Origin of the sequence: Dactylosporangium maewongense (assembly GCF_039531485.1) — a bacterium.
Taxonomy (GTDB): Bacteria; Actinomycetota; Actinomycetes; order Mycobacteriales; family Micromonosporaceae; genus Dactylosporangium; species Dactylosporangium maewongense.
Genome location: NZ_BAAAQD010000004.1, coordinates 1 through 18,801 on the forward strand (window position 1 = coordinate 1; position 18,801 = coordinate 18,801).

An 18,801-nucleotide genomic window follows, 5' to 3' on the forward strand; every position below is an offset into this window, starting at 1 on the left:
GGCGGCGGCCGGGGCAGCAGCGGCCGGGGTGGCAGCGGGCGCGACGGCGGCAGGAGCGGCCAGGGGCGCGGCGGCCGGGTCGCTGTGGGCGGGGGTGCTCACCGTCGGGGCGTCCCGGGTCGGGTCGGCGGCGGGCCGGTCCGGGTCGTCCGGGAGTGGTTTCGTGTCGCTCATCAGTGGTCCTCCGGTGCGGGGCGGTGTGGGGCCGACGCTGCCAGCATCGGCCCCGCACCTAAGAGCGCCGGTCCGCGACCTTAAGAGTTGGATGAGAAAACGAGCGCTTCCCGTGCCTCGGTGAGCACGGCGTGCGATGTCGAGGTGGTCAGGATGTGCTCGAGGGCCTTGCGGTGCGCGACGGTGAGCGCGTCGCCGGCCGCGACGGCGATGTCGGGGACGACGCCGGTGCCTTCCCAGTTGGTGCCGGTGACCGGGTTGACCGAGCGGGCGTTGGGCACCGCGACCTCCAGCGTCGGCGAGACGGGGAAGCGCTCGGTCGGGTGCGCGCCGCCCCGGGTCACCTCGCCGATGAGCGTGGCCCGGCCCAGGGCCTTCAGGTTGTAGGCGAACTCCTCCCCGCCGGAGAAGGTGAAGGCGCTGGTCAGCACGTAGACGGGGCGGTCGAGGTAGCGGCTGCCCGGCACGTACGCGAGGGTCCAGAACTGGCGGGTGCGGGCCGTGCCGCCGTCGTAGATGTCGTTGAGGTGCGTGTCGGAGTCGGGGAACAGGTAGCTGAGCCACAGCTGGACGCCTTCGGGGTCGCCGCCCTTGTTGCGGCGCAGGTCGAAGACGAGGGCGCCGGTGTGGGCGACGAGCTCCATCGCGGCGGTGATCGCGGCGCCGGCGGTGCCCGGTGACGCGACGCCGCGCAGGTCGATGTAGCCGACGTTGCCGTCGAGCCGCTGCACGGCGGCGATGTGGTGTGCGGCGAGCCGCTGCGCCTCCAGCCAGGCGGCCTCGGCCTCCTCCGGCGTGACGGCGGCGCGGTGGTCGGGTGAGCGGACGAGCAGCCGCAGGTGCTTGTCGCCGCTGACCGCGTGGAAGCACTCGGTCACCCGGGCGGCGAGGTCGTCGTCGCCGAGGTCGTCGAACTCGCCGGCCGCGGCGCGGGCCTCGATCGCGGTGACGACCTCCGCGGCGACGGACGGGAAGATGTAGTGCTGCCGGACGAGGTCGAGCACGTCGGTGAGCAGTTGCATGGGTGGATCCCTTCGCACTTCAGGTCACAGGTGGTCGCAGACCCGGGCGTGCGTGGTGCCGCGAGCAGGGCTCAGCGGCGGACGGTGACGCCCGGGCGGTGGCAGGCGCGCTCCATGGCGTCACCCCCTTCGTCGTGCATCGGAGAGCAGCAGCATAGCCGCTCGACGGTTGACGGCCGTCCCGAAAAACATACACTCCAAGTGCATATACTCCGCTGGGATCGAAGGAGGGGCATGAGCGAACATGTGGGGCGGCTGGCGGGACGGGTCGCCGTCGTCACCGGTGCGAGCCGGGGCATCGGCTTTGGCATCGCCCGGCGGTTCGTGGAGGAAGGCGCCAAGGTCTGCATCACCGCCCGCAAGCCGGACGCCCTGGAGGAGGCGGTCGGCGCGCTCGGCGGGCCGGTCAACGCGGTCGCCGTGGCGGGCCGCGCCGACGACCCGGAGCACCGCGCCGAGACGGTCCGGCGCGCCGCGGACCTGTTCGGGCCGCCGGACATCCTCGTCAACAACACCGGGATCAACCCCGTCTACGGGTCGCTGCTGGAGCTCGACCTCGACGCCGCCCGCAAGATCTTCGAGGTCAACGTGGTCAGCGCGCTCGGCTGGGTGCAGGAGGTGTTCCGCAAGCCGCCGCCGCGGGGCGGGGCGGTCGTGAACGTGTCGTCGGTGTCGGCGATCCACCCGCCGGCCGGGATCGCGTTCTACGGCGTCACCAAGGCGGCGCTCAACCACCTGACATCGTGCCTGGCCGCCGAGCTGGCGCCGGCGGTGCGGGTCAACGCGGTCGCGCCGGCGGTGGTGAAGACGCGCTTCGCCGCCGCGCTGTACGAGGGGCGCGAGGAGGACGTCGCCGCGCTGTACCCGATGCGCAGGCTCGGTGTGCCGGACGACGTGGCGGGTGCCGTGGCGTACCTGGCCTCCGACGAGGCGGGCTGGGTCACCGGCCAGACCCTCGTCGTCGACGGCGGCGTCACCCTGGCGAGGCGGGCCGGATGAGCGGGCTGCAGCTCAACGGTGCCGCGGTCGTCATCACCGGGGGAGGGTCCGGGATCGGCGCCGCCCTCGCCCGCCGGCTCGCCGGCCTCGGTGCGCAGATCGTCGTCAACGACCTCGACGCCGCCGCCGCCCGCCGCGTCGCGTACGAGATCGACGGCCTCGCGTTCTCCGGCGACGTCGCCGACCCCGACGAGGTCGACCGGCTCGTCGACTTCGCCTGGGACAAGCTCGGCGCCCTCGACCTGTTCTGCGCCAACGCCGGCGTCGCTCCCGGCGGCGACGCGACCGCCCCCGACGCCGCCTGGCAGCAGGCCTGGCAGGTGAACGTGATGGCGCACGTGTACGCCTCCCGGGCGCTGCTGCCCCGCTGGCTCGCCAAGGGCCGCGGCCGGCTCCTCGCCACCGTGTCCGCGGCGGGCATGCTGACGCTGCTCGGCAAGGCGCCGTACGCGGTCACCAAGCACGCCGCGTTCGCCTACGCGGAGTGGCTGCGCGTCACGTACGCCCACCGCGGCATCGTCGTGCAGGCACTGTGCCCGCAAGGGGTGAAGACGCCGATGCTGGCCCGCGGCGAGGGCCCCAGCCGCGGCCTGCTGGACCGGTCGGCGCTCACCCCGGAGCAGGTCGCGGACCGGGTCGTCGAGGGGCTCGCGGGCGAGGAGTTCCTGATCCTGCCGCACCCCGAGGTGGCTACGTACTACGCCCGCCGCGCCGAGGACCCCGACCGGTGGCTCAACGGCATGAACCGGCTCCAGCAGAAGATCGACCAGGGCAGGCTGTGATGGACTTCGAATTCGACGCCGTGACGCAGGGCTACCGCGAGCGGCTCCTGGCGTTCATGGACGAGCACGTGTACCCGGCGGAGGCGCGCCCGCACGCGGAGGCCCTCGACGAGCTGCGGCTGGAGGCCCGCCGGCGCGGGCTGTGGAACCTGTTCCTGACCGGCGAGCACGGCCCCGGGCTGACGAACCTGCAGTACGCGCCCCTCGCCGAGATCATGGGTCGCAGCCCGTCGCTGGCCCCCGCCGCCCTCAACTGCGCCGCCCCCGACACGGGCAACATGGAGCTCCTCGCCGGGTTCGGCACCGGGGAGCAGCGCGACCGGTGGCTGAAACCGTTGCTGGACGCCCGGATCCGGTCCGCGTTCTGCATGACGGAGCCCGACGTCGCCTCCTCGGACGCCACGAACATCGCCACCCGCATCTAGTGCGACGGCGACTCGTACGTCATCAACGGCCGGAAATGGTTCGCCACCGGCGCGATGAGCCCGCACTGCGAGCTGCTGATCGTGATGGGCAAGTCGGATCCGGCGGCCGACCGGCACCGGCAGCAGAGCATGATCCTGGTGCCGCGCGACACCCCCGGCGTCGTCATCCGCCGCGGCCTGCGCACCTTCGGCTACGACGACGGCGACCACGGCGGTCACGCCGAGATCGATTTCGCCGGTGTACGGGTCCCGGCCGGCCATCTGATCGGCGGCGAGGGCGACGGCTTCGCGATCGCCCAGGCGCGCCTCGGCCCGGGCCGCATCCACCACTGCATGCGGCTCATCGGCATGGCCGAACGCGCCCTGGAGCTCATGTGCCGGCGGGTCACGGCCCGGGTCGCGTTCGGCCGGCCCCTCGCGGAGCAGGGCGTCGTGCGGGACTGGATCGCGGAGTCGCGGGTCCGCATCGAGCAGGCCCGGCTGCTGGTGCTCAAGACCGCGTGGCTGATGGACCGCGTCGGCAACCAGGGCGCCCACACCGAGATCCAGGCCATCAAGATCGCGGTGCCGTCCACTGTGGAATGGATCGTGGACAAGGCGGTCCAGGCGCACGGCGCGGCCGGCGTCAGCCAGGACACGCCGCTGGCCGGGCTGTGGGCGAAGGCCCGCACGATCCGCATCGCCGACGGGCCCGACGAGGTGCACCGGCGCTCGCTCGCCCGCCGCGAGCTGCGCCGGTGGGTCAGCTCTTGAGGAAGTCGACGAGGGCCGGCGCGTACGCGGGGGACCGCAGCGCGGTCATGTGGTCGCCGCTCACCGCCTTCCAGCGCGCGTCCGGGATCGCGGCGGCGAGCACCTCGGGGCGCGCGGCGAGGACGTCGTCCTGCCCGACCAGGACGAGCGTCGGCGCGGTGATCCGGTCGAGCGCGATCGGCGTGCGGTGCGCGGCGTGGACCTGCGCGGCGAGGGCGGCCCGGTCCGCGCCGACGGCGTCGGCGAGCATGCGGAACGCGGCGGCCGGGGACGCCTCGACCGCCGCCGGCGACGACGTGAGCAGCACCGCGGCGACCTCGGCCGGCGGCATGACCCGGGTGTCGAGGCCACCGAGCTCGACGACCCCCGCGCCGACCCCGGACAGCACCAGCCGCCGCACCCGCGGGCCGTTGCCGGCGGCGAAGATGGCCGACACGACCGCGCCCATCGAGTACCCGACCAGGTCCACCGTGCCGAGGCCGAGGGTGTCGAGCAGGCAGCCGAGGTCGCGGGCCATGGCGGGCTCGCCGTACCGGGCCGGGTCGTGCGGCTTGTCGGAGGCGCCGTGCCCGCGCGCGTCGGGTGCGACGACCCGCCGGCCGGCCGCGACCAGCGCGCCGACGACGCCGGGGACGGCGAAGTTGGTGGTGGCGTCGACCACGAAACCGTGGTGCAGCACCACGGGTGGCGCCTCGGAAGGCTCGCCCCACACCTGGTAGGCGATGCCGGTGCCGTCAAACGAAGTGAACCGCTCCATGTCGGCGAAGATTAGTGCACTCGAAGTGCAAATAGGAGAGGAAAGCGATGGATTTCTCGCTCAGCGACGAGGAGAAGGCGGTCCGGGACACCGCCCGGACCTTCATCCACAAGGAGGTCGAGCCCCTCGAGCAGGAGGTGCTGCGCCGCGAGCGCGAGCACCGGACCGGCCTGGACCGCAGCGAGCTGCGCGAGCTGCAGCTCAAGGCGAAGCAGTTCGGGTTCTGGGGGCTGTCGACGCCACAGGAGCACGGCGGGATGGACCTGCCGGCGGTGCTGCAGTCGCTCGTCTGGACCGAGGTCGGCCGGTCGTTCGTGCCGTTCCGCTTCGGCGGCGAGGCCGACAACATCCTGTACTTCGCCAACGACGAGCAGCGCCGCGAGTACCTCGTGCCGACCATCGAGGGCGAGCGGATCTCCTGCTTCGCGATCACCGAGCCCGGCGCGGGCTCCGACGCGGCGAACATCAGGTTCACCGCCCGCCGCGACGGCGACGACTGGGTGCTCAACGGCGAGAAGACGTTCATCACCAACGGCAACGACGCCGACTTCACGATCGTCATCGCCGTCACCGACCGCGACAAGGACGTCCGCAAGGGCGGCGCGACCGCGTTCCTCGTCGACCGGGCGATGGGCTGGCGCTCCGGGTTCATCCAGACGATGGGCGAGGGCGGGCCGGCGTCGCTGGTCTTCGACGACGTCCGCGTGCCCGGCCGCAACGTGCTCGGCGAGATCGGGCAGGGCTTCGACCTCGCGATGCGCTGGATCGGCAAGGGCCGCTACATCATCCCCTCGCACGCCCTCGGCATCGCCGAACGCGCGCTGCGCATGGCGATCGAGCACGCCAACACCCGCCACACCTTCGGCCGGCCGATCGGGCAGAACCAGGCGATCCAGTGGATGATCGCGGACTCGGAGGTCGAGCTGGAGGCGGCCCGCTGGCTCGTGCTCCGCGCCGCGTGGACCGTCGACCAGGGGATCGACCCGCGCCACACGTCGTCGATGGCCAAGCTGTACGGCGCGAACATGGTCAACAACGTCGTCGACCGGGTCATGCAGATCCACGGCGGCATGGGGTACACCCGCGAACTGCCGATCGAGCGCTGGTACCGCTCCGTGCGGCTCCTGCGCATCTTCGAGGGCACCGACGAGATGCAGCGCATGATCATCGCGCGGGACCTGCTGCGCGGCTACACCCAGATCGGCGGGCATCTCGCATGAGCAGCCAGCGAAGCGGCTCGGGCCGCTCATCATGGATGCAGTGTTGGGTCAGGCCGACGCCGGAGGCGGCGGAATGACCGCGACGCTGTCGGTCGCGGCGATCCTTGCCGAGTCGTCTCGCCGGTACCCGCGGCGCACGGCCGTCGTGGACGGGGACCTCCGGGTCACGTACGCGCAGCTGTGGCGCGAGGCGCTGACCGTCGCGGGCGCCCTGCGGGACCTCGGGGTGCGGCCCGGCGACCGGGTCGCGCTGCAGTGCCCGAACACGGTGGACTTCCCGCGGGCGTACTACGGCATCCTCGCCCTCGGCGCCGTCGTCGTGCCGGTGCACCTGCTGCTGACGCCGGCGGAGGTGGCGTACACGCTGCGGGACAGCGGCGCGCGGCTGCTCATCGCGCACCCGGCCGTCGCCGCCGGGGACTTCGACATCCCGGTCGTGGCGCCCTCGTCGCTCCTGGACGCCGAGCCGCTGCGCTCCTACGCGTCGCGGGACCCGTCGGACCCGGCGGTCGTGCTGTACACCAGCGGCACCACGGGACAGCCGAAGGGCGCCGTGCTGTCCCACCTGAACCTCGTCATGAACGCGACCGTCAACGTCTTCGACGCCAACGACGCCCGCCCCTCCGACGTGGTGCTCGGGTGCCTGCCGCTGTTCCACACGTTCGGGCAGACCGTCGGCATGAACGGCACCTTCCGCCTCGGCGCCACCCTCGTCATGCTGGCCCGCTTCACGGGCCCGGCGGCCCTCGACCTCATGGTGGCCGAGGGTGTGGACGTGTTCCACGGCGTGCCGACCATGTACCTGGCGCTGCTCGACGCCGCCGCGGGACGCACCGACCTGCCACGGCTGCGGCTGTGCGTCTCCGGCGGCGCGTCGCTGCCGGTCGCGGTGCTGGAGCGGTTCAACGAGGCCTTCGCGACGTCGATCTTCGAGGGGTACGGGCTGTCGGAGACCTCACCGACCGCCACCACCAACCAGCCGCACTTCGGCACGCGGGCCGGCACCGTCGGCCACGCGGTCTGGGGCGTGGAGGTCCAGGTCGCCGACGCCGCCGTCGACGAGCGGATCGAGCTGCTGCCGCCCGGCGCGCTCGGCGAGCTCGTCGTGCGCGGGCACAACGTCTTCTCCGGCTACCTCGACCGGCCCGGGGACACCGCCCTGGCGGTCGTGGACGGCTGGTTCCGCACCGGCGACCTGGGCACGGTCGACGAGGACGGGTTCGTCACGATCGTCGACCGGAAGAAGGACCTCGTGATCCGGGGCGGGTTCAACGTGTACCCGCGGGAGGTCGAGGAGGTCCTGGCCCGCCATCCCGGGGTCGCGCAGGTGGCGGTGATCGGCGTGCCCGACCCGGTGCACGGTGAGGAGATCTGCGCGGTGGTCGTGCCGGGGTCTCCCGCGCCGTCGGGGGACGAGCTCATCGCCTGGTCGAAGGAGCGTCTCGGCCGGCACAAGTACCCGCGCCAGGTCAGGTTCGTGGAGTCACTGCCGCTCGGCCCGAGCCACAAGGTCCTGAAACGGGAACTGCGCAAGGCCGTCGTTGCCTCTTCCATTGGTGTTACCGAGGCGTAACACTGGCTGACATGGTTAGTGCATCGACCGTGCAGAAAGTTTCGTTGCGAGGCCGGGACGCCGACCGTGCCGCCGTCGCCGCCCTGCTGACCGCCGCGGCCGCTGGGCACGGCGGCGCCCTCGTCGTCGCCGGCCCGGCCGGCATCGGCAGGACCGCCCTGCTCGCGGACGCCCCTGACGATGCCGCCGTCGCGCTGGCGGTGACGGGCTGCCCGGCGGAGGCGGCGCTGCCGTACGCCGGCCTGCACCGCCTGCTCGCCGGCTGCCCGCCGTCCCACCGGCCACCGCTCGACGGGCGCCCGCCGCATCCGGCGTCGCGCGATGGCTGCCGACCGGCTTCCGCTTCGGGTTTGGCGCTGGCTTCGGCTTCGGCTTCGAGGCTGGGCTCGGCGCCGGGTTTGGGGCGCGGGGATGCGGGCCGGCAGGGCGGCGCGGTGCCGGACCAGCTTGCCGCGGGGATGGCGACCCTGGCCGCGCTGCGGGCCCTGGCGGCGAAGGCGCGCGGACCCGTGCTGTGCCGGATCGACGACGCTCAGTGGCTGGACAAGCCGTCGCTGGACGCCCTGGCGGTGGCGGCCCGGCGGGCGGGCGGGGACCGGATCGCGTTCCTGTTCGCGCTGCGCGACACCCCCGCGTGCCCGGGCGCCGAGGCGTCCCTCGCCGGCCTGCCGGTCCGGCGGCCGGCGCCCCTGGACCTGCGCGACAGCCGCGACCTGCTCACCGCCGCCCTGCCCGACCTCGCCGGCGACGTGGCGGGCGTCCTGGCCGGGATGGCGTCCGGCAACCCCCGCGCCCTCGCCGAGCTGGCCGCCGCCCTCACCGCCGAGCAGCGCCGCGGGCAGGCCACCCCGCCCGCCACGCTGCCCCGGGACAGCCCGCTGCGCCGTGAGTACCGCGCCGTGCTCCGCACCCTGCCCGCGCCGACCCGCCGCGCCCTGCTGCTGGCCGCCACCGCGGCCCTCACCGGCCCTCAGGACCCCACCGCCGGCGCACCCACCTGCCCCGTTGCCCCGCTGCTCGCCGCCGGCCACCACCCCGCCGACCTCACCCCTGCCGAAGACGCCGAGCTCATCCACATCGACGCCGACCTCATCCGCTTCGCGCCGCCCCTGTTCGCCCAGGTCCTCTACGCCGAGGCCACCCTCACCGACCGCCACACCGCCCACCACCGCCTCGCCGCCCTGACCCTCGCCCCGCCACCCGCCCCAACCTGCAGCGGGCCGCCACCCGCCCCAACCTGCAGCGGGCCGCCACCCGCTCCAACACTCACCGCGCCGTCACCGGTCGCCACTCCGCCAGCGCCGTCACCCGTCGCCACGCCCACCGCTTCCACATCCGAAGCGGCCCCGCCCGCCACCGCGGCTGCCGTGACGCCGGTCCGCACATCCACCGCGTCGCCACTCGCTTCCACGTCAGCTGCGCCGCCAACGGCCGCTGGTTCGGCCGCGCCGCCATCCGCCGTGATGCCGTCCGCTTCCGCGTCTGTTGCGGCGCCGGCCGATTCCACGGCCGCTGCGGCGCTCGGCGTTCTGACTGCCGCGTTGCACCGGGCCGCTGTCGCCGACGGGTTTGACGATGGGCTGGCCGGTACACTCGCCGCTGCCGCTGAAGGAGTCCCGCCGGCGCTCGCGGCCACGGCGCTGCGGCATGCGGCGGTGCTCACCAGCGGGGCGGTGCTGGCGGCCGAGCGGACCCTGGCGGCGGCCAGGCTCGCGTGGCGGGGCGGGGAGCCGCACCAGGCGAGGATGCTGCTGCGGTCGGTGTTCGGGCCGGGGGTGCCGGAGCACCTGCACGCGGAGCGGGAGCTGCTGCTCGGCGAGATCGACCTGCGCACCGGGGCGAGCGGCGGGGAGCAGCACACCCTCATCGCCGCGGCGGGGCGGCTCATCGCGCGCGACCGGCAGCGCAGCCTCGGGGCGCTCATGCTGGCCGGGGAGGCGCTGCTCGCCACCGGGCGGCACGACCAGTTCGGCGCGCTCGCCGAGCGGGCGCTGCGGCTGAGGAGGCCCGGCGACCCGGCCGGCGCCGTGCTGCTCTTCGAACATCTCACCGGGCTCGCCGCGATCTTCGCCGGTGAGCCGGCGCGGGCCGGTGAGCCGATGCGGCGGGTCCTGCACCTGGCCGCCGCGGTCGACGACCCGCCGACGCTGGTCCGCGCGGCCGACGCCGGGATCCTGATTGGCGAGGACCAGCAGGCGTACCGGCTCGCGGTCCGCGCCGCCCGGCTCGCAGGCGGGGCCGGCGACCGGGTCACCGTGCCGCACGCGCTCGACCTCGCCGCGACGGCCGCGTTCGCGCTCGGCGACCTGGACCTCGCCGTGGCGACCGCGACCGAGGGGCAGCGGCTCGCCGCCGCCACCGGGCAGGACACGGTCGCCGACAACTGCCGCGGCATGCTCGCCGTCGTGCTCGGCATGCTCGGCGACGGGCCGGCCAGCCAGGCGTGGGCGCGCAGGTGCCGGGCCAGGGCGGGTGTCGACGTCGACAGCCAGGCCCGGGCGATGTGCGTGTGGGCCGCGGCGCTGCTCGACGTCGCGGAGGGCCGGTACGCCGACGCCGCCGGCCGGCTCTGGGGCGTCATGCGCACCGCGGGCGGCCGCGGGCACCTCGGCGTGCAGATCCCCGCGACGCCGACACTGATCGAGGCGGTCGCCCGCTGCGGCGACCGGGCCCCCGCGCGGGAGATCCTGCGCGCGTACGACGTCTGGGCCTCCAGCACCGCGAACCCCACCTGGCTCGCCCTCTCGGCCCGCTGCCACGCCCTGCTCGCCGACACCGACGACGAGGCCGACGACCGCTTCCGCGAGGCGATCCGGCTGCACCTGGCGGGGGACTCGCCGTTCGCCCGGGCCCGCACCGAGCTGCTCTACGGCGAGGAGCTGCGCCGGCGCCGCCACCCGGCCGCGGCCCGCGAGCACCTGCGCCGCGCCCTGGCGACGTTCGAGCAGTTCGGCGCGGTGCCGTGGGCCCAGCGCACCGCCGCCGAGCTGCGGGCCGCCGGCGACCACGTGGCCGCGGCGGCGCCGGAGGACACCAGGGCGGCGCTCACCGCGCAGCAGGCCCGCATCGCGGAGCTGGTCGCGGGCGGCGCCACCAACCGCGAGGTCGCCGAGGTGCTGTTCCTGAGCCCGCGCACCGTCGACCACCACCTGCGCAACATCTTCACCCGGCTCGGCGTCCGCTCCCGCACCGAGCTCGCCAAGGTCGTCTCGTAGGCCGGTGATTTCGCCGATGTCCGGCCGTGCCGCGGGCGCCAGGATGGGCTGACAGCCCGGGTACGCACATCGACGTGCGTGCCCGGGTTTGCGTTTGCTCAAATTTGACGGCGCGGGGGTCAACCGTGCCGGTCTCCGGCGGGTGTTGCCTTCAAGTGGATGCCGGAAGGGGACACGGGGTTGGCCGAGGAAGACGGCTTCGAAGAGTTCTATCGGGGGACCCGGCAACGGGTCATGACATTTCTGTACGCCATGACCGGCGACCGCGTCGAAGCACAGGACGCGGCGCAGGAGGCGTACGTCCGGGCGTGGCAGCGGTGGAGCACCATCCGCGGCTACGACGACCCGGAGGCGTGGGTCCGCACCGTCGGGTACCGGCTGTGCGTGAGCCGCTGGCGCAAGGCCCGCAACGCGATCACCGCCCACCGGCGCCACGGCACCGACGCACCGGCGGAGCCGCCGAGCGAGAACACCGTCGCGCTCGTGCGGGCGCTGCGGCAGCTGCCGGCGGCGGACCGCGAGGCGATCGTCCTGCACCACCTGCTGGACCTGACGGTCGCGGACGTGTCCGCCCACACGGGCGTGCCCGCCAACACGATCAAGACGCGGCTCGTCCGGGGTCGCAAGGCGCTCGCCGGGCTGCTCGGCACGGATCTGACGGGGGACTACACCAATGCCTGACCCGCTGTTCCAGACACTGTTCGACGACACCGAAGCCGTCCCGTGGGCGCCGAGCGGCGTCGTGCGTGACCGGGCCCGCGCCCGGACCCGCCGGACCCGGGCCGCGGCCCTCGCGGCCGCGACGGTCGCGGTGGTGATGGTCGTCGGCGGCGTGGCGCTCGCCGGCCGCGGCCCGGAGAAGCACGTCCAGCCCGGCATCTCGCCCACTGCCGCACCGTCGGCGACGCCGTCGCAGCCGGCACCGACGACGCCGGCCGCCCCGTCGACCGGCGCGTCCTCGACGAGCGCGTCGTCGCAGCCTGCCGTCGAGCCGACGGCGCTGATCGACAGCCTGTTCCTGCAGCCGTCCGACCTCGGCACCGGTTTCAAGGTGGCGCCCGAGACCGACCTGGGCTCCGGCGACTGGACGACCGAGTTCGTGTTCTCGGCGATCGGCTGCAGCGGCAGCCGGGTGCCGGGGCAGATCGAACGGCGCGACCGCAGTGTGCACAAGGGCACCGGGCAGAGCGCGGAGAGCGTCGGCCAGTACGTGGCCCGGCACAAGCCCGGCACCGCCGCCCAGTACTTCGACGACCTGCGGGCGAAGATCGCGGCGTGCCAGCCCGGCAACGGCAAGGGGATCAGGATCAAGGCGCAACGCTTCGCCGGGCAGGACTCGCTGCGGATCGAGTACAACTTCGGCGACGGCTGGGTCGGCGATCTCATCGTCGTCCGGCAGGGCGACCTGGTCACCCAGTTCACCTTCGGCGGCCCGTCCCTCGCCGACCAGGGCACGGCGCTGGCCCGGAAGGCGGCCAGCCGGATGTGCAACGGCACCCCGGTCTGCTGACCCTCGCGATACGGCTCCCGCAAGTGGGTGAACCCCGCTTGCGGGAGCCGTCGTTGGTGGCAGGATGCGAACCATGACCGGTGTCAGAGTGCTGGTGGGAACACGCAAAGGTGCGTTCGTCCTGACCGCGGACGGCGCGCGACGCGACTGGAGGATCGACGGGCCGCACTTCGGCGGCTGGGAGGTCTACCACGTCAACGGTTCACCCGCGGACCCCGACCGGCTGTGGGCGTCGCAGTCAGGCGGCTGGTTCGGCCAGCTGATCCAGCGCTCCGACGACGGCGGCGCCACCTGGGAGCCGGTCGGCAACGACTTCACCTACGAGGGCAAGGTCGGCGATCATCTCTGGTACGACGGCACCCCGCGCCCGTGGGAGTTCAAGCGGATCTGGCACCTGGAGCCGTCCCGGGACGACCCCGACACGGTCTACGCCGGCGCCGAGGACGCCGCCCTCTTCCGCTCGACCGACGGCGGGCACCAGTGGCAGGAGCTGACGGGCCTGCGCACGCACGAGTCCGGCCCGCGCTGGCAGCCCGGCGCCGGCGGCATGTGCCTGCACACGATCATCCTCGACCCGGTCAACCGGGACCGGATCTTCGTGGCGATCTCGGCGGCCGGGGCGTTCCGCTCCGACGACGCCGGCGCGACATGGCAGCCGATCAACCGCGGTCTCGTGTCGGGGCAGATCCCCGACCCGGACGCCGAGGTGGGGCACTGCGTCCACCGGCTGGCGATGCACCCGTCCCGCCCCGACGTGCTGTTCATGCAGAAGCACTGGGACGTGCTGCGCACCGACGACGCCGGCGGGCAGTGGCGCGAGATCAGCGGCGACCTGCCGACGGACTTCGGCTTCCCGATCGCGGTGCACGCGCACGAGCCCGAGACGGTCTACGTCGTGCCGATCACCAGCGACTCGGAGCACTACGTGCCCGACGGCAGGCTCCGGGTGTACCGCAGCCGCACCGGCGGCGACGAGTGGCAGCCGCTCGGTAAGGGCCTGCCGCAGGAGCACTGCTACGTCAACGTGCTCCGCGACGCGATGGCCGTGGACACCCTCGACGACGGCGGCATCTACTTCGGCACGACCGGCGGGCAGGTGTACGTGTCGCCGGACGGCGGTGACAGCTGGTCGGCGATCGTGCGGGACCTTCCGGCGGTGCTGTCGGTGGAGGTGCAGACGCTGCCATGATCCGCGTTGTGCTCCCCGCGCACCTGCGGCAGCTGGCGAAGGTCGACGGCGAGGTGCGCTTCGACCTCGACGGGCCGGTCACCCAGCGCCTCGTCCTGGACGCCCTGGAGGAGCGTTTCCCGGTGCTGCGCGGCACCATCCGGGACCGGGCCAGCGGCCGGCGTCGCGCGTTCGTCCGCCTGTACGGCTGCGAGGAGGACCTCTCCAACGAGTCCCCGGACGCGCCGCTGCCGGACCGGGTCGCCAGCGGCAGCGAACCGCTGCTCATCATCGGCGCGATGGCCGGCGGTTGAGCAGACGGGAGCCCCCGCCGGCACCGGCGAGGGCTCCTGTCGTGCCGGATTTCAGCAGGCGTTGCTGCGGAAGTCCGACACCGCCAGCCCGGAGAAGCCGCAGGTGTACGGCGTGAACCGGGAGTCCTGGTTGAGCCAGCGCTTGAACCAGGAGACCAGCGCGCGGGACGTCGTCGCGTTCGTCGACTGTGGGAAGAAGTGACTCGCCCCCGTCAGCTCGACGTACGTCTTCGGCCCGGCCAGGGTCGAGTAGAACGGCAGCGAGTGGCTGGAGACCGGCGCGATGGTGTCGGACTGGCCGCCCACGATCAGGACCGGCTCGCTGACGTTGTTCCACGTCTTGTCGCTGTTCCAGGGCGCGAGCGGCACCCCGGCCTTGACCAGCCCGCTGGTGTCGGCGGCGAGCGCCTCCAGCGTGCCGCCGCCACCCATCGAGTGGCCGGCGACGCCACGGCGGCTGCCGTCGGCGCGGGCCCGCACGGCGGAGGACGAGGAGTTGACGGCCCAGTTCAGCGCGGCGAGGAGCTGGTTGCCGCGGCTGCCGGGCTGGTCGTAGATGCTGTTCGTCTCGATGCCGACGACCACGAAGCCCCACGACGACAGCCGCGGGCCGATCCACGCGAGGCTCGACCAGGTGGCGGTGAACCCGGGCGACACGGCGATCACCGGGTACTTGCCGGAGGCCGTCGGGTAGTACACCCGGCCGCCGCCGAACCCGGAGACCAGGCTGGAGATGCTCTCGGACGTGGTCGCGAAGCTGCCGTTGCCGGTGATGTTGGCGGCGGTGGGTGCCTGGCCGATCTCGTCAGCGACCGCCGGACTGGCGACCGCCGCGACCCCACCACCCATGAGCGTGAGGACGACGGCCAGCCTGAGCAGGATGGTTCGCAACGCTGCACTCCTCTCGAAACACCTTCGTAACTTCGATGGGTGTCAGTGTGTGCAGCTCCCGGCCCCGTCCGTATCGGCGAAATCACCGGTGTTCGCCGGTGAACCTCCGTTCGGCTACCGTACGGACATGATCACCGTCGGCGCCGGGGTCGACCTGCTCGTCGCCGCGTCCGTCCTCGCCGGCGTGCCCCTGGTCCTGCGCGCCGGTCGGAAGCCGGGGCCCCGCGCCGGTCGGAAGCCGGGGCCCCGCGCCGGTCGGAAGCCGGGGCCCCGCCCCGGCGGCGGCCGTGGCCCGGGCTTCTGGCTGGCGCTCACGGTGGCGGCCATCTATCTCAATCAGGCGCTGTTCACGGTGTACGTGCTGCGCGTCCACCGCGGCGACCCGGCCTTCATCGCCCGCCACCTGCCGCCCGGCTGGTTCGACCTCGCCGGCGGTGCGGCGGTGCGGGCCGTCGCGGACGCGTTCCCCGCGCCGGAGGTCCTCGAGTTCAGCGTGCTGCGCGTGCAGGCGTTCCTCGAGCTGCCGTTCGTGATCCTCGCCTACCTGTGCGTGTGCCGGTGGCTGGACCCCGTCCGGGCCAGGGCGTTGACCGCGCCCGCGGTGCTGTGGGCAGCCTGCGTCGCGTACTCCGTGGTGTTCGGGCTCGTCGAGTGGGGGCTGCGCAACCCGTACACGACGGACGACCTCGTGCTGCGGGCCGCCTCCTGCGTCGTGACGGCGGCGCTGCTCACCCGCCGGCCGCCGCGACTCACCGGCAGGGCGCCGGCGTCGGGGGTGGAGGTGCTCCTCGCGGTCGGGTCCGCCGCCGCGCTCGGTGTGCTGGTGCTGGTGGTGTACGACACCGCGCTGCTCTACAACCTCGGCCACCTGCCGCGCCTGCTGCCGGTCGCGGCCGCGGCGGGTGGCGTCCTCGCGCTCGCCCGCGGGCTGACCCGCCGGGCCGGGACGCCCCGCGAGCCGGGCCCCGGGATCCGGACCGTCTCGGCGGGGCTGGCCTGGTTCGCGGCGCTGTTCTTCGTGCCGGCGCTGCCCATCCGGTACGCCATGGACCTCGGCACCCCGTGGCTCACCATCGCCGGCGCGTCCGTCGTCGCCGGCGCGGCCCTCGTGGTGACGGTGCGCGACGTGGTGGACCGGGCCGGCGCCGGGCGGTGGCTGGCGCGGATGTCGGTGGCGGTCCTGGCCGGCCTCGTCGCGGCGAGCGCCGCGCTGCTGCCCCCGCCGACCTACCCCGAGGTGCGGATCCTGCTCGCCGCGGCCCTCTTCCTCACCGCGCTGACCGCGGTGTGCGCCGCGACGGACAGGGCCGTCGTGCGGGGTCGACCCCGCACGACGGCCCTGGACTGACTGGCGTTACGCGACGAACTTGACCCGCTGGCGGCGGCGGTACGCGACGAAGAGGAACGCGCCGGTGGCGACGAGCGCGGCACCCGCGCCGGTGAGGACCCAGACGTTCGTGCCGGTGACCGGCAGCTGCGGGCCGGCGCCGGGGGCCGGGGAGCTGGGGACGACCGGGCTCGGGGAGGCCGGGCTGGTGGGCTCCGCGGCGGCGGCGCAGGCCCGGACCAGGTTGAACGTGCCCTGCTGCAGCGGGTCGGTGAGCGCGATGCCGACGGCGAGGGCCCAGCCGGCGGGGGTCTTCAGCCAGCCGCCGCCGTCGACCAGCGAGCCGGAGACGCCGGCCGGGGCCGGTGCGGTCGGCAGGTCGACCTTCGCGGTCTTGCCGTTGAGGGCCTTGGTCGTCAGCTTCTTGGCCAGCGCGGTCGGGTCGCTCTCGACGAACGTGTAGACGCCGTCGGCGTCGAGCACGATCGGGACGATGTCGTCGAAGGTCTGGCCGCCGTTCTTGATGAACAGGAAGATGTACTGCAGGTCCGTCCACCGGCCCTCGGGCTTGTCGAACAGCCAGCCGTCCTTGTCGGCGACGGCCTTGCCGGTGTCGATGCCGGCGCAGCCCTTGGTCGGCGCGGTGGCGGCGTAGACGGGCTCCTCGAACACGAGCGCCGCGCCGGGGAAGTCGATGTCGCCGAGGTCGTCGCCAGCCGCGGCGGACGAGGGGGCGGCGAGCCCGCCGACGAGCAGTGCGGTGGCGGCGGCAGCCGTGGCGGCGAGCCTGGCGATTCCCCGGAGCTTCATGCGGTCCTCTTCTGTGATCGACGACGGACCTGGGGAATCTCCCAGCAAACTCCCAGTGCGGCAACACGCACCATTCGGACGCAAGCGGCATACACCCGCAGGGTGGATCGGCCACTTGGCAGGTCTGACCGAAAGTACGAGCGGCCGGTCAACGCAGCGTGGTGAGCCTGGCCTTGATCCGTTGCAGCAGCGAGAGGTGTACGACCGGCTGGACCGATGCCGTCGTCGTGGGGAACGCGCCCTCGTCGACCCGCACCACCGTCCGCGTGGCCGGTGGGACCGGGGCGGTCGGGCGCGGGCCGGCCGGGAGCGCCTCCGGAGGGTGCACGGTGACCCCGTGGAGCCGGCGCAGCCCGTCACGGACCTCGACCCGGGTCCAGTCGCCGGGGGCCTGGACCGTGTGGTCGAGGAGGCGCTGTTCGTACCAGAGCGACACCTCGGCCGGAGGGGATGCCGTCGCGAACCAGGTCGTGGTGATGTGCCCGCGCGCCGCGGCGTGGGTGCGCAGCGTGTCGAACGGCGTCAGCCCCGGGAAGTGCTCCACCCCTGTCAACCTAGGCGCAAACTTCTTGCACCCATTGTGCCGAAACAGGTGTACTGTCAGCCCACAGGAGGCCCGCGATGGTGTTCACGGTGGACGTTCCGGCCGAGCTCGGCCGGTTCTTCGCCGAGGAGATCGCCGCGCCGCTCGGCGTCGAGTTCCACGTCGGCGTGCCGGACTCCGTCGACCCGGACCGGATCGCGTTCCTGGCGTGCGCGACGTGGTGCTGCGCGTGGACACCGCGTTCTCGCTCGGCTACCTGAAACCGTTCCCGCGCCTGCGGTTCGGCGCCGCCGGCGACCGGGCGTTCGGCACCCCGGGCGCCGGCGGGTCGTTCGGCTTCGCCGACCCGGAGACGGGCGTGGGCTTCGCGTACGCCATGAACCGCGCCGGCTTCCACCTCTGGGACGACCCGCGTGAGCTCGCCCTCCGCGAGGCCCTTTACCGGACCGTCCTCGGCGAACGCTCCCAGCGCCCGGACCAGTAGCCCGAGGACATCGCCCTCAGTCACGATCCCCGCGCTGCGGAGGTGATCCTCGGCGTGGACACCCACAAGGACGTGCACGTGGCAGCGACGCTGACCACGACAGGCGCCTTGGCCGGCACGAACACCTCGCCGACATGCGCACGACGCCCCCGGGCGACAACGTGGCCTCCTCGCTGCGGGTGCGCCCCGACGCCTACCCGTTCCAGCGCGGCGCCTCCAACAACAGCGACGCCGGCGTGACAGTGCTGTCCTACGGACCCGAGACGCGCCGCATCTGGACCACGTTCACCAACTGGAACTCCAGCGGCACCCAGTACGCAGGGGTCTCCCTGTACTGCAGCAAGTAACCGAACCGGCGCAACGGCCGCGGCGGCTCACGTGACGAGCCGCCGCGGCCGCTCACGGTGTGGCGGCGGCGGACCATACGCCGGTGGGCGGAACGCCCGGGTCAGCACCGGACGTTCTGCTTGGCGAGCTCGGCGATGAGGGCGCTGGCGGTGAGGTTGCTGAAGTTGACGTCCTTGCCGTTCACGGTCTCGATGACGTAGTCGTGGTCGCCGGAGTCCTGCTCGATCTCGACGCTGCAGCTGCCGGCCTTCGCGTCGGCCTCGTAGTCGTCGAGCTTCTTGACGTTCTTCTTCTTTTTCTTGTCGTACACGGTGTCGTAGTCGGCCTCGGCGGACACGTTCGTGTAGCCGGCCTTGGTCAGCTGCTTCTCCAGGTCGTCGGACTGCGACGAGCAGGCGGCGAGCCCCACGCCGAGGAGCAGCATGGTCGTGGCGGCGACGATCGATCGGGTGGCTCGCATGGCTGTTCGCTTCTTCCGTCTCAGG

General features: G+C 73.5%; 19 protein-coding genes and 1 pseudogene. 14 read left to right on the forward strand and 6 right to left on the reverse strand.

Going from position 1 to position 18,801, the window contains the following annotated elements; all coding sequences use genetic code 11:
* Nucleotides 1–254: 254 nt before the first annotated feature.
* Entirely contained in the window at nucleotides 255–1,196 is a 942-nt protein-coding gene (locus ABD332_RS12155; RefSeq protein WP_344501922.1) for a S41 family peptidase, read from the reverse strand.
* Nucleotides 1,197–1,430: 234 nt separating this feature from the next.
* On the opposite strand from ABD332_RS12155, the gene ABD332_RS12160 reads away from it, so the two are divergent.
* From ABD332_RS12160 to ABD332_RS12170, 3 genes and pseudogenes are all read left to right on the forward strand, one after another.
* On the forward strand, nucleotides 1,431–2,195 hold the full coding sequence (locus ABD332_RS12160) for an SDR family oxidoreductase (protein WP_344501923.1): 765 nt from the start codon (nucleotides 1,431–1,433) through the stop codon (nucleotides 2,193–2,195).
* A gap of 5 nt (nucleotides 2,196–2,200) precedes the next feature.
* Nucleotides 2,201–2,977: an SDR family NAD(P)-dependent oxidoreductase gene (locus ABD332_RS12165; protein WP_425552191.1), complete on the forward strand. Its 777-nt coding sequence runs from the start codon at nucleotides 2,201–2,203 to the stop codon at nucleotides 2,975–2,977.
* Nucleotides 2,977–4,155, forward strand: a pseudogene (locus ABD332_RS12170) (acyl-CoA dehydrogenase family protein). Before ABD332_RS12165 ends, ABD332_RS12170 begins: the two are co-directional and overlap by 1 nt.
* Here the strand turns inward: ABD332_RS12170 and ABD332_RS12175 are convergent.
* Nucleotides 4,145–4,912: an alpha/beta fold hydrolase gene (locus tag ABD332_RS12175; protein ID WP_344501925.1), complete on the reverse strand. Its 768-nt coding sequence runs from the start codon at nucleotides 4,910–4,912 to the stop codon at nucleotides 4,145–4,147. The pseudogene ABD332_RS12170 and the gene ABD332_RS12175 overlap by 11 nt on opposite strands.
* A gap of 47 nt (nucleotides 4,913–4,959) precedes the next feature.
* Here ABD332_RS12175 and ABD332_RS12180 point away from each other — a divergent pair, with 47 nt between their 5' ends.
* From ABD332_RS12180 to ABD332_RS12210, 7 genes are all read left to right on the forward strand, one after another.
* A complete protein-coding gene (locus ABD332_RS12180) occupies nucleotides 4,960–6,132 on the forward strand; it encodes an acyl-CoA dehydrogenase family protein (protein ID WP_344501926.1) in 1,173 nt (390 codons plus the stop codon).
* 73 nt (nucleotides 6,133–6,205) lie between these two features.
* Nucleotides 6,206–7,705 (forward strand): long-chain-fatty-acid--CoA ligase, encoded by a 1,500-nt coding sequence (locus ABD332_RS12185; protein ID WP_344501927.1) that lies wholly within the window; start codon nucleotides 6,206–6,208, stop codon nucleotides 7,703–7,705.
* An 11-nt stretch (nucleotides 7,706–7,716) separates the two neighbouring features.
* Nucleotides 7,717–10,920 (forward strand): helix-turn-helix transcriptional regulator, encoded by a 3,204-nt coding sequence (locus ABD332_RS12190; protein ID WP_344501928.1) that lies wholly within the window; start codon nucleotides 7,717–7,719, stop codon nucleotides 10,918–10,920.
* A 180-nt stretch (nucleotides 10,921–11,100) separates the two neighbouring features.
* Nucleotides 11,101–11,601, forward strand: a complete 501-nt coding sequence (locus tag ABD332_RS12195; protein ID WP_344501929.1) for a SigE family RNA polymerase sigma factor — start codon at nucleotides 11,101–11,103, stop codon at nucleotides 11,599–11,601.
* Nucleotides 11,594–12,430 carry a hypothetical protein gene (locus ABD332_RS12200; RefSeq protein ID WP_344501930.1) on the forward strand — a complete coding sequence of 279 codons (837 nt, stop codon included), beginning with the start codon at nucleotides 11,594–11,596 and terminating at the stop codon, nucleotides 12,428–12,430. Before ABD332_RS12195 ends, ABD332_RS12200 begins: the two co-directional genes overlap by 8 nt.
* Nucleotides 12,431–12,503: 73 nt before the next feature.
* On the forward strand, nucleotides 12,504–13,619 hold the full coding sequence (locus ABD332_RS12205) for a WD40/YVTN/BNR-like repeat-containing protein (RefSeq protein ID WP_344501931.1): 1,116 nt from the start codon (nucleotides 12,504–12,506) through the stop codon (nucleotides 13,617–13,619).
* On the forward strand, nucleotides 13,616–13,912 hold the full coding sequence (locus ABD332_RS12210; RefSeq protein ID WP_344501932.1) for a MoaD/ThiS family protein: 297 nt from the start codon (nucleotides 13,616–13,618) through the stop codon (nucleotides 13,910–13,912). Before ABD332_RS12205 ends, ABD332_RS12210 begins: the two co-directional genes overlap by 4 nt.
* A gap of 51 nt (nucleotides 13,913–13,963) precedes the next feature.
* Here the strand turns inward: ABD332_RS12210 and ABD332_RS12215 are convergent, their stop codons facing one another.
* Nucleotides 13,964–14,803, reverse strand: coding sequence for an alpha/beta hydrolase family protein (locus tag ABD332_RS12215; RefSeq protein WP_344501933.1), 840 nt, complete (start codon nucleotides 14,801–14,803; stop codon nucleotides 13,964–13,966).
* A gap of 127 nt (nucleotides 14,804–14,930) precedes the next feature.
* On the opposite strand from ABD332_RS12215, the gene ABD332_RS12220 reads away from it, so the two are divergent.
* A complete protein-coding gene (locus tag ABD332_RS12220; RefSeq protein WP_344501934.1) occupies nucleotides 14,931–16,151 on the forward strand; it encodes a hypothetical protein in 1,221 nt (406 codons plus the stop codon).
* 6 nt (nucleotides 16,152–16,157) lie between these two features.
* Here ABD332_RS12220 and ABD332_RS12225 read toward each other — a convergent pair whose 3' ends face one another.
* Nucleotides 16,158–16,940, reverse strand: coding sequence for an LPXTG cell wall anchor domain-containing protein (locus tag ABD332_RS12225; protein ID WP_344501935.1), 783 nt, complete (start codon nucleotides 16,938–16,940; stop codon nucleotides 16,158–16,160).
* A 148-nt stretch (nucleotides 16,941–17,088) separates the two neighbouring features.
* The gene (locus ABD332_RS12230; RefSeq protein ID WP_344501936.1) at nucleotides 17,089–17,484 is read right to left on the reverse strand and encodes a hypothetical protein; all 396 of its coding nucleotides are present in this window, start codon (nucleotides 17,482–17,484) and stop codon (nucleotides 17,089–17,091) included.
* Between the two features lie 77 nt (nucleotides 17,485–17,561).
* On the opposite strand from ABD332_RS12230, the gene ABD332_RS12235 reads away from it, so the two are divergent.
* The 3 genes from ABD332_RS12235 (at nucleotide 17,562) to ABD332_RS12245 (ending at nucleotide 18,315) form a co-directional block, all read left to right on the forward strand.
* A complete protein-coding gene (locus ABD332_RS12235; protein WP_344501937.1) occupies nucleotides 17,562–17,744 on the forward strand; it encodes a hypothetical protein in 183 nt (60 codons plus the stop codon).
* The gene (locus ABD332_RS12240) at nucleotides 17,714–17,968 is read left to right on the forward strand and encodes a serine hydrolase family protein (RefSeq protein WP_344501938.1); all 255 of its coding nucleotides are present in this window, start codon (nucleotides 17,714–17,716) and stop codon (nucleotides 17,966–17,968) included. Before ABD332_RS12235 ends, ABD332_RS12240 begins: the two co-directional genes overlap by 31 nt.
* Before the next feature lie 134 nt (nucleotides 17,969–18,102).
* Nucleotides 18,103–18,315, forward strand: coding sequence for a hypothetical protein (locus tag ABD332_RS12245; RefSeq protein WP_344501939.1), 213 nt, complete (start codon nucleotides 18,103–18,105; stop codon nucleotides 18,313–18,315).
* A 101-nt stretch (nucleotides 18,316–18,416) separates the two neighbouring features.
* Here ABD332_RS12245 and ABD332_RS12250 read toward each other — a convergent pair whose 3' ends face one another.
* Nucleotides 18,417–18,776: a hypothetical protein gene (locus ABD332_RS12250; protein ID WP_344501940.1), complete on the reverse strand. Its 360-nt coding sequence runs from the start codon at nucleotides 18,774–18,776 to the stop codon at nucleotides 18,417–18,419.
* Nucleotides 18,777–18,801: the final 25 nt, after the last annotated feature.

Bases quoted from the DNA above. Each gene is read 5' to 3' on its own strand.
- ABD332_RS12155 (WP_344501922.1), bottom strand. From the start codon at position 1,196: ATGCAACTGCTCACCGACGTGCTCGACCTCGTCCGGCAGCACTACATC.
- ABD332_RS12160 (WP_344501923.1), top strand. From the start codon at position 1,431: ATGAGCGAACATGTGGGGCGGCTGGCGGGACGGGTCGCCGTCGTCACC.
- ABD332_RS12175 (WP_344501925.1), bottom strand. From the start codon at position 4,912: ATGGAGCGGTTCACTTCGTTTGACGGCACCGGCATCGCCTACCAGGTG.
- ABD332_RS12180 (WP_344501926.1), top strand. From the start codon at position 4,960: ATGGATTTCTCGCTCAGCGACGAGGAGAAGGCGGTCCGGGACACCGCC.
- ABD332_RS12185 (WP_344501927.1), top strand. From the start codon at position 6,206: ATGACCGCGACGCTGTCGGTCGCGGCGATCCTTGCCGAGTCGTCTCGC.
- ABD332_RS12190 (WP_344501928.1), top strand. From the start codon at position 7,717: ATGGTTAGTGCATCGACCGTGCAGAAAGTTTCGTTGCGAGGCCGGGAC.
- ABD332_RS12200 (WP_344501930.1), top strand. From the start codon at position 11,594: ATGCCTGACCCGCTGTTCCAGACACTGTTCGACGACACCGAAGCCGTC.
- ABD332_RS12205 (WP_344501931.1), top strand. From the start codon at position 12,504: ATGACCGGTGTCAGAGTGCTGGTGGGAACACGCAAAGGTGCGTTCGTC.
- ABD332_RS12210 (WP_344501932.1), top strand. From the start codon at position 13,616: ATGATCCGCGTTGTGCTCCCCGCGCACCTGCGGCAGCTGGCGAAGGTC.
- ABD332_RS12220 (WP_344501934.1), top strand. From the start codon at position 14,931: ATGATCACCGTCGGCGCCGGGGTCGACCTGCTCGTCGCCGCGTCCGTC.
- ABD332_RS12225 (WP_344501935.1), bottom strand. From the start codon at position 16,940: ATGAAGCTCCGGGGAATCGCCAGGCTCGCCGCCACGGCTGCCGCCGCC.
- ABD332_RS12235 (WP_344501937.1), top strand. From the start codon at position 17,562: ATGGTGTTCACGGTGGACGTTCCGGCCGAGCTCGGCCGGTTCTTCGCC.
- ABD332_RS12245 (WP_344501939.1), top strand. From the start codon at position 18,103: ATGCGCACGACGCCCCCGGGCGACAACGTGGCCTCCTCGCTGCGGGTG.
- ABD332_RS12250 (WP_344501940.1), bottom strand. From the start codon at position 18,776: ATGCGAGCCACCCGATCGATCGTCGCCGCCACGACCATGCTGCTCCTC.